Consider the following 9,742-nt stretch of genomic DNA (forward strand, 5'->3'; position numbering starts at 1 on the left):
CACCCTGAACCGCGACTGAACCCTGACTGAACCTCGGCTGAACGACCCGATTGCCGAACAAGGAGTAGTACCCATGCGTGTCCTGCTGGCCCTGACCCTGATGTGCAGCGCTGCCCTTGCCCAAGCGGCAGTACAAACCCGCGAAATTCCTTACCAGGACGCCGACGGCAACCGCCTGGTCGGCTACTACGCATACGACGACGCCGTCGAGGGCAAGCGCCCCGGCATTGTGGTGGTGCATGAATGGTGGGGGCTGAACGATTATGCCAAGCGCCGCGCCCGTGACCTGGCAGCGCTGGGCTATAACGCCCTGGCCATCGACATGTACGGCGACGGCAAGCACACCGAGCACCCGCAGGATGCCCAGGCGTTCATGGCGGCCGCACTGAAAGACCCTGCCGCTGCAGCCAGGCGCTTCGATGCTGGCCTTGAGCTGCTGAAACTGCAACCGAACACCAACAAGCACGAGCTGGGTGCGGTCGGCTACTGCTTCGGCGGCAAGGTGGTGCTGGATGCTGCACGCCGTGGGGAGAAACTCGACGGCGTAGTGAGCTTCCACGGCGCACTGGCTACCGCTACCCCGGCCAAACCGGGCGTGGTACGCGCGGATATCCTGGTCGAGCACGGCGCGGCCGACAGCATGGTCACGCCGCAACAGGTCGAGGCCTTCAAGGCCGAGATGGAGGCGGCCAAGGTGAACTATCAGTTCGTCAGCATCGAAGGGGCCAAGCACGGCTTCACCAACCCGGATGCAGACCGCTTGAGCCATGGCGAGCATGGCGGGCCGGACATTGGTTATAACAAGGCCGCGGATGAAAGCTCCTGGGCGGATATGCAGGCGTTTTTCAAGAAGGTATTCAAATAGCGATTGTACGGCCCGCTTTGCGGCCCATCGTCGGCAAGCCAGCTTCCACAGGCACTGCATAGATCGTCGGGCCTGCAGGCTTGCCGCGATGGGCTGCACGGCAGCCTCGGCTATTGCATCTCCCACACCGTCGCCGCGGCTGGCACAATAGCCGCCATGAACACGCTCCCCGCCTGCTGCGCCCCACTTCAGTACCACTGGCCCCTGCCCCGCCCATTACCCGGTGCGGTGCTGGTCAGTTGCGCCTTCGACCCCGCCCAGCTAGGGGCCGACGACTTCCAGCGCGCGGGGGTAGTGCCAAGCGCCAGCCTGCTGCGCTCGGTGCCCAAGCGCCAGGCCGAGTACCTGGCCGGCCGTGCCTGCGCACGGGCCGCGCTGCAGCGCCTGGACGGTCGCTATTATGTGCCTGGCACCCATGACGACCGCTCGCCCATCTGGCCCGCCGGCATTCATGGCTCGATCACCCATGGCCAAGGCTGGGCCGCCGCGGTGGTCGCTGGCGCCCACAGCTGCCAGGGCCTGGGCCTGGATCAGGAAGCCCTGCTCGATGACGAACGCGCCGAGCGCTTGATGGGCGAAATTCTCACCCCGGCCGAGCTGGAGCGCCTGGACCCCGCTCAGCTTGGGCTGACGGTCACGCTGACCTTCTCGCTGAAGGAAAGCCTGTTCAAGACCCTGTACCCCCTGACACGCCAGCGTTTCTACTTCGAGCACGCCGAAGTGCTCGACTGGTCTGGCGAGGGTCTGGCGCGCCTGCGCCTGCTCACCGACCTGTCGCCACAGTGGCAACGCGGGGCAGAGCTGCACGGCCAGTTCAGCCTGCAACACGGCCATCTGCTTAGCCTGGTGAGCGTCTGACGCCTACAGCGGTGCCTGCTGGCGCGGCCAGTTCAGGCTGAAGCAGGCGCCCCCCAACGTCGCACTGCGCCCTACCGTGGCTCGCCCGGCATGCCAGTAGATGATCCGCCGCACGATCGAAAGGCCCAGGCCATGCCCGCCCGAGGCGCGGGTGCGGCTGTCGTCCAGGCGGGTGAACGGCGTGAAAATGCGGTCCCATACCCCCTCCGGGATGCCTGGGCCATCGTCTTCCACATCGATGCGGCAGCGTTGCTGCCCCAGCTGGTAGCTCAGGCGTACCTGCGACTCGGCGTGGCGCATGGCATTGCCGACCAGGTTCTGCAGCGCCCGGTGCAGGTAGCGCGGCTCCGCCTCGACCCAGGCGCCATCGGCATCGGCCCCCTGGCACTCACCCCGCTCGACGCGCACATCGGCACGCAGCGGCGCCAACTCGTCGATCACCCGGTCGAGCAAGGCATCGATGTCGATCCGCTGGAACTGCAAGGCCGGCGCGCCTTGCTCCAGGCGCGCGTAAGTGAGCATTTCGTCGACCAGCTTGTCGAGGTCCTGGATGTCGCCGTCCATGCCAGCCAGGTGCTTGGCGCGCGCCTGCTCGGTGCTGGCACTTTCGATCATCTCCAGGCCAAAGCGCAGGCGCGCCACCGGCGTGCGCAACTCGTGGGATACCGCGCGCACCAGCTCACGCTGCATGGTCAGCGAACGCTGCAAGTGCTCGGCCATGCCATTGAATGCGGCGGCCAGGCGCCCTACCGAGTCGGTGTCGCCAGCCGGTACGCGTGTGTCCAGGCTGCCTTGGGCGATGCGTGTGGCGGCAACTTCCAGGCCCGACACGCGGCGCTCCAGCTGGCGGACCAGCAAGTAGACCACCAGACCGATCAGGCACAGGCCCAGAAACGCGATCAGGACCAGCAACTGCGGCGGATACGGGTTGAGCTGGTACAGCGGGCCGATCTCCAGCACCCAGGGCGAGCCGGTCAACCCGGCGAACACCCGGATCGAATCGCCATCCTTGCCCAGCGCCATCACCGTGTCGCCCTCCTCGACCCTGTGCCGCTGGTCATCGTCCAGGCTGACGCGCTCGATCCGTTGCAATGCAACGCCAAAGCCGAAGCCTTTTTCCTGCGTCAACTGGGCCAGGCGCTGCTGTTGTTCGGTGACCGGGTAGCGCACCAGCTCATCGGCCAGCAGATAAAGCGTCGCGCGTGCCAACTGCTCGCTGATCTGGTTGATCTGCGCCACCAGCATCAGGTCTTCCTGGCCAACCTTGCGCAGCACCTGTGCCGCATGCGGGCCGGTTTTTTCCACCACCACCAGGCCACGGGCCAGGCGCGCCCGCTGGCTGCCATCAAGCCGGCGGGCGCTCATCGGCTGCAGCGCCAGTGGCACGCCGAGCAGGCGCTCCCAGATCAACAGCGAGCGCTTGCGTTCGGTTGCGTTCTGCACCGCCAGGTTGTCCGCCATCAGGCTGAAGGTGCCTTGCGCCAGGCTCTCACGGTGCTGGGCGGCGCGCACCTCGTTGACCAGGTGCAGGCTGAGCACGCCCAGCAGCGCCACCAGTACCAGCACCGCCAGCATGCCGCCATAGATGCGCAGGAAAATCGAATTGTTCATGGCGCCTCGCCGACGAACAGGTAGCCCTTGCTGCGCAGGGTCTTGATCAGCCGCGGCTGCAGCGGGTCATCGCCGATCTTGGGGCGGATCCTGGAAATGCGGATGTCGATGGAACGGTCCTGGCCGTCGTAGCCAACACCACGCAGCGCAGTGAAGATCTGTTCGCGGCTAAGCACCCGCCCGGCATTGCTGGCCAGCAGCCAAAGCAAGTCGAATTCGGCGCCGGTCAGTTCGATCAGTTGCTCACCGAGGCGCGCCTCGCGCAGCCGGTTGTCGATGTGCAGGGCACCGAACGCCAGGTCCTGGCGCTTGCTGTCCAGGGCTTCGCTACGGCGCAGCAAGGCCTGGATACGCGCCAACAGCAGGCGTGGGCGCACCGGTTTGCAGACATAGTCGTCGGCGCCCAGGTCCAACCCGTGGATCTGGTCGAGTTCGTCGCTGCGTGCGGTGAGCATCAGGATCGGCCCAGGGTACTGGTTGCGCGCCCGGCGGCAGATGCTCAAGCCGTCCTCGCCCGGCAGCATCAGGTCGAGAATGACCAGATCAGGTTGGCTGTCGACGATCCGACGCACGGCACGCGCGCCATCGCCCTCGACCGCGACCTCGAAGCCGTTGGCCTGCAGGTACTCGGCGGTCAGCTCGGCCAGGCGCGGGTCGTCCTCGACGATCAGAATGCGGGGTTGGGTCTGGTCCATGGCTTTGGTCTTTTTATTCTCTGGATCGCAATCAGGGCCTTCGAGCGTATGACTGTAGATGTTTGCTGTCCATGAAATCGATCGTGGCCCGCGCGGTGCTCGATCTGACAGGCAGCAACCCGCTACAGCCACGCACCTGCCCCCTTGGCTCAAGCGTTTTTTGTGGTAGGGTGCGCGCCCGCAAAAACTGCGACGGGGCGGCGAACGGCCGAAAAATACTGCAAACCACTTGGCACAAGGCCTACAGCGAATACTCACCTTTCACCCACAAAGTACCCACACGTTATCCACAGACGCTCGCCTTGCAAAGACCCCAATACCGCATTATCTTGTATCCCGATCGCAGCGAACCACTAGATATAGGGGTTCGTGCAAAATCACACACAAAAGTCAACCCGCAAGGTCAAGCGATCTTCGGGGTGGAACTTCAAGTGATTTCAGCAGCCAAACCGCTCCTGCGGAGGCGACCGAGGCAAGCCCACCCAGGGCCTTGTTCGGGCATGGGTGTTGCAGGCCAGCCTGGCACTCATCAGCAACAGTTTTTGGGCCCAGCCCAGAACCTTTGACTTCGGCCAGGGAGCGGCAAGCCATTGCCCCTTATTCCTGAGTCTGTCCCGAAGTCGGTACGCCCGCGCGGGCGGGTGCGCATGCAGTGCGCATCCCCGTGAGGTTATCGAGCAAGTGGACGGAACGGTGGGCGCTCAAAAGGCGCCTGTACAATATAGAAACTGTGGAGACACCCACCCATGCAAACCGACACAACTCGCGAGAACCCGCAGGCCAAGGTGCCGCAGGCCGCCGATTCCCAGCAGGATCTGGCTGCTACCGCCCCTGGCCAACTGCGCGTGATCAAGCGTAACGGCACTGTCGTCCCGTACACCGACGACAAGATCACCGTTGCCATCACCAAGGCGTTCCTCGCAGTTGAAGGCGGCACCGCCGCCGCCTCGTCGCGCATCCACGACACCGTCGCGCGCCTGACCGAGCAGGTTACCGCCACGTTCAAGCGTCGCATGCCATCGGGTGGCACCATCCACATCGAAGAAATCCAGGACCAGGTCGAGCTGGCCCTGATGCGCGCCGGCGAGCAGAAAGTCGCCCGCGACTACGTGATCTACCGCGACCAACGTGCCAAGGAGCGTGCGACCCGCGCCAACAACGACGCCGTGGTCGAGCCACACCCGAGCATCCGCATTACCCTGGCCGACGGCAGCCTGGCACCACTGGACATGGCCCGCCTGAACACCATCATCAGCGAAGCCTGCGAAGGCCTGGCCGAAGTCGATGGCGACCTGATCCAGCGCGAAACCCTGAAGAACCTCTACGACGGCGTAGCCATCAAGGACGTCAACACCGCCCTGGTGATGACTGCCCGTACCCTGGTAGAGCGCGAGCCGAACTACTCGTTCGTCACTGCCCGCCTGCTGATGGACACCCTGCGCGCCGAAGGCCTGGGCTTCCTGAACGTCGCCGAAAGCGCCACCCACCACGAAATGGCCGACCTGTACGCCAAGGCGCTGCCGGCCTATGTCGAGAAAGGCGTCGAATTCGAGCTGCTGGACCCTGCCCTGAAAGGCTACGACCTGGAGCGTCTGGGCAAGGCCATCGACCACGAGCGCGACCAGCAGTTTACCTACCTGGGCCTGCAAACCCTGTACGACCGCTACTTCATCCACAAGGATGGCGTGCGCTTCGAGCTGCCACAGGTGTTCTTCATGCGTGTGGCCATGGGCCTGGCGCTGGAAGAGAAAGACAAGGAAGCCCGTGCGATCGAGTTCTACAACCTGTTGTCGTCGTTCGACTACATGGCCTCGACCCCGACCCTGTTCAACGCCGGTACCCTGCGCCCGCAGCTGTCCAGCTGCTACCTGACCACCGTGCCAGACGACCTGTCGGGCATCTACCACGCGATCCACGACAACGCCATGCTGTCGAAATTCGCCGGTGGCCTGGGCAACGACTGGACCCCGGTCCGTGCACTGGGCTCGTACATCAAGGGCACCAACGGCAAGTCCCAGGGCGTGGTGCCGTTCCTGAAAGTGGTCAACGACACGGCCGTTGCCGTGAACCAGGGTGGCAAGCGCAAAGGCGCCGTGTGTGCCTACCTGGAAACCTGGCACCTGGACATCGAAGAGTTCATCGAGCTGCGCAAGAACACCGGTGATGACCGCCGCCGTACCCACGACATGAACACCGCCAACTGGATCCCTGACCTGTTCATGAAGCGTGTCTTCGATGACGGCAAGTGGACCCTGTTCTCGCCATCGGAAGTGCCCGACCTGCACGACCTGACCGGCAAGGCCTTCGAAGAGCGCTACGAGTACTACGAAGCCCTGACCGAGTACAACAAGATCAAGGTGTTCAAGACCATCCAGGCCAAAGACCTGTGGCGCAAGATGCTGTCGATGCTGTTCGAGACCGGCCACCCATGGCTGACCTTCAAGGACCCGTGCAACCTGCGTTCGCCGCAGCAGCACGTGGGCGTGGTCCACAGCTCGAACCTGTGCACCGAGATCACCCTGAACACCAACAAGGACGAGATCGCGGTCTGCAACCTGGGCTCGATCAACCTGCCGAACCACATCAATGATGGCAAGCTGGACACCGCCAAGCTGCAACGCACCGTGAACACCGCCGTGCGCATGCTCGACAACGTAATCGACATCAACTACTACTCGGTGCCGCAAGCGCGTAACTCGAACTTCAAGCACCGCCCGGTCGGCCTGGGCATCATGGGCTTCCAGGATGCGCTGTACCTGCAGCACATCCCGTACGGCTCCGACGCGGCCGTCGAGTTCGCCGACAAGTCGATGGAGGCGGTCAGCTACTTCGCCATCCAGGCTTCGTGCGACCTGGCCGACGAGCGTGGCGCCTACGAGACCTTCCAGGGCTCGCTGTGGTCCAAGGGCATCCTGCCACTGGATTCGCAACAGATCCTGATCGAGGCCCGTGGCCAGAAGTACATCGACGTCAACCTGGAAGAGTCGCTGGACTGGGCCCCGGTGCGCGAGCGCGTCAAGAAAGGTATCCGTAACTCGAACATCATGGCCATCGCGCCAACTGCAACCATTGCCAACATCACCGGCGTGTCGCAGTCGATCGAGCCGACCTACCAGAACCTGTACGTGAAATCCAACCTGTCGGGCGAGTTCACCGTGATCAACCCGTACCTGGTGCGCGACCTGAAAGCCCGCGGCCTGTGGGACTCGGTCATGATCAACGACCTGAAGTACTACGACGGTTCGGTGCAGCAGATCGAGCGTATTCCGCAAGAGCTCAAAGACCTGTACGCCACCGCGTTCGAAGTCGAAACCAAGTGGATTGTCGATGCGGCCTCGCGTCGTCAGAAGTGGATCGACCAGGCGCAATCGCTGAACCTGTACATTGCCGGCGCCTCGGGCAAGAAGCTGGACGTGACCTACCGCATGGCCTGGTACCGTGGCCTGAAAACCACCTACTACCTCCGTGCCCTGGCCGCGACCAGCACCGAGAAGTCGACCATCAACACCGGCAAGCTCAATGCCGTTTCCAGCGGTGGCGACAGCGCCCCGGTTCAGGCAGCCGGCCCAGCGCCAGTGCCGAAGGCCTGCGCGATCGACGAGCCAGACTGCGAAGCCTGCCAGTAAGGCCTGAATGCCGCACGGGGTGCCCTTGGGTGCCCCGCGCGGCATTTTTGTATCTGCACCCCGGAGAAACCTTGCCCTTTGCCCGGCGCTCACGCGGCTCGGCAAAAGAACAGGACTTCTCACAAAACGCGGTCACTGTGGGAGCGGCCTTGTGTCGCGATTGGGGTGCGAAGCGCCCCCAAGATTGCAGCTTCGCCGCATGATTCGCGGCGCCGCTTTGCGGCCCGTTCGCGACACAAGGCCGCTCCCACAAAAATCACGCCAACACCACATAATGTGGCTTAAAAATAAAAATCCACAACATGTAGTGCCATCCGCGTTTTGCCGCTACACTCCCTTCCCATAGCAAGCCACACAAACCCGGTGAACGGACGCACGCATTTCCGGTCGAAAAAGTTACCCTCGCCCGCAAGAGACGCGCCCCGATCCAAGGCGAAATCCGATATACTTCGCCCCCTCTGAAAAGAGCACCATTCAATTGTCCTGGCCCCTCCCCGAGGCCTGGCCAGGTACAAGCCAGAACACATTCAGATGTAAACGAGAGTCAGCCTCTCGAGCTGTCCATTCGCCGTTACGGCCTTGCGTCAGGCATCACATTCTTTAAATCCAAGCGGTTGCCCAGGGCAACCCTCAAGCAGGAGCCAAACCATGCTGAGCTGGGACGAATTCGACAAAGAAGACGGCGAAGTAGCCGCCAAAGGCAATAACCCTGCGCAGGCCGCTGCCGCCGCCACCCTCGACAAGCTCGACAGCGCCGGCGGTGCCGCCGCCCTGGAAGCCCGTGCGGCCACCGCTGCTGACTCCGACGCCGTCAAACGTGCCAAGGCAGCCCTCGACGCCCTCGACGTTGCCGAAGGCCTGGCCGAACTGGAAGGCTCCTCGGCCCGTGTTGCCGTTGACGAAAAGCGCATGATCAACTGCCGCGCCGACCTGAACCAGCTGGTACCGTTCAAGTACGACTGGGCCTGGCAGAAGTACCTGGACGGCTGCGCCAACCACTGGATGCCGCAAGAGGTCAACATGACCGCCGACATCGCCCTGTGGAAGAGCCAGGACGGCCTGACCGAAGACGAGCGCCGCATCGTCATGCGCAACCTGGGCTTCTTCTCCACCGCCGACTCGCTGGTTGCCAACAACCTGGCCCTGGCCGTGTACCGCCTGATCACCAACCCGGAGTGCCGCCAGTACATTCTGCGCCAGGCCTTCGAAGAGGCGATTCACACCCACGCCTACCAGTACTGCATCGAATCGCTGGGCATGGATGAAGGCGAGATCTTCAACATGTACCACGAGATCCCGTCGGTCGCGAAGAAAGCCGCCTGGGGCCTGAAGTACACCCGCGCCATCTCCGACCCGGAATTCAACACCGGCACCGTCGAAACCGATAAGGAGCTGCTGCGCAACCTGATCGCCTACTACTGCGTACTGGAAGGCATCTTCTTCTACTGCGGCTTCACCCAGATCCTGTCCATGGGCCGCCGCAACAAGATGACCGGCGTTGCCGAGCAGTTCCAGTACATCCTGCGTGACGAGTCGATGCACCTGAACTTCGGTATCGACGTGATCAACCAGATCAAGATCGAGAACCCGCACCTGTGGGATGCGGCGATGAAGGAAGAAGCGACCCAGATGATCCTGCAAGGGACCCAGCTGGAGATCGAATACGCCCGCGACACCATGCCACGCGGCGTACTGGGCATGAACGCAGCGATGATGGAGGACTACCTCAAGTTCATCGCCAACCGTCGTTTGACCCAGATTGGTCTGAAGGAAGAGTACCCAGGGACTACCAACCCGTTCCCGTGGATGAGCGAGATCATGGACTTGAAGAAAGAGAAGAACTTCTTCGAGACGCGGGTGATCGAGTATCAGACTGGTGGGGCGTTGAGCTGGGATTGATCGTCCGGGCTGAGCATCGAAAAGGCTGCCGAATGGCAGCCTTTTTTGTTGCCTGCGGAAGGCTTATACACCTCCCGGCATTGTCCCTCTCTGTCCATCACGATAACGTTTCAGGGCACTTGAGGCCGCCCATGGACAGGTGGATGGTGAAGCCGATTCGCCAGACACCGCGTCGCCTGCTTCGCGGG

Annotated in this window: 6 protein-coding genes; 4 read left to right on the forward strand and 2 right to left on the reverse strand. The window is 63.0% G+C overall.

The annotated features are described in order from the left end of the window. The first annotated feature begins 73 nt into the window (after positions 1–73). Complete coding sequence (locus APH30_RS06400; protein ID WP_054905937.1) at positions 74–865, forward strand: dienelactone hydrolase family protein; 792 nt, start codon at positions 74–76, stop codon at positions 863–865. Between the two features lie 156 nt (positions 866–1,021). Next, positions 1,022–1,723, forward strand: coding sequence for a 4'-phosphopantetheinyl transferase (locus tag APH30_RS06405; protein ID WP_054911994.1), 702 nt, complete (start codon positions 1,022–1,024; stop codon positions 1,721–1,723). Positions 1,724–1,726: 3 nt separating this feature from the next. Here APH30_RS06405 and APH30_RS06410 read toward each other — a convergent pair whose 3' ends face one another. Together APH30_RS06410 and APH30_RS06415 are read right to left on the reverse strand one after the other, a co-directional pair. Then, positions 1,727–3,334 carry an ATP-binding protein gene (locus APH30_RS06410; RefSeq protein WP_054911995.1) on the reverse strand — a complete coding sequence of 536 codons (1,608 nt, stop codon included), beginning with the start codon at positions 3,332–3,334 and terminating at the stop codon, positions 1,727–1,729. Then, on the reverse strand, positions 3,331–4,029 hold the full coding sequence (locus APH30_RS06415; RefSeq protein ID WP_009682568.1) for a response regulator: 699 nt from the start codon (positions 4,027–4,029) through the stop codon (positions 3,331–3,333). The genes APH30_RS06410 and APH30_RS06415 overlap by 4 nt, the downstream gene beginning before the upstream one ends. Before the next feature lie 746 nt (positions 4,030–4,775). Between APH30_RS06415 and APH30_RS06420 the strand changes: the two genes are divergently transcribed. Together APH30_RS06420 and APH30_RS06425 are read left to right on the forward strand one after the other, a co-directional pair. Further along, positions 4,776–7,655, forward strand: coding sequence for a ribonucleoside-diphosphate reductase subunit alpha (locus APH30_RS06420; protein ID WP_054905934.1), 2,880 nt, complete (start codon positions 4,776–4,778; stop codon positions 7,653–7,655). A 648-nt stretch (positions 7,656–8,303) separates the two neighbouring features. Next, positions 8,304–9,554, forward strand: a complete 1,251-nt coding sequence (locus APH30_RS06425; RefSeq protein WP_029885549.1) for a ribonucleotide-diphosphate reductase subunit beta — start codon at positions 8,304–8,306, stop codon at positions 9,552–9,554. Positions 9,555–9,742: the final 188 nt, after the last annotated feature.

It is taken from the genome of Pseudomonas sp. NBRC 111127, assembly GCF_001320345.1.
GTDB classification, from domain to species: domain Bacteria; phylum Pseudomonadota; class Gammaproteobacteria; order Pseudomonadales; family Pseudomonadaceae; genus Aquipseudomonas; species Aquipseudomonas juntendi.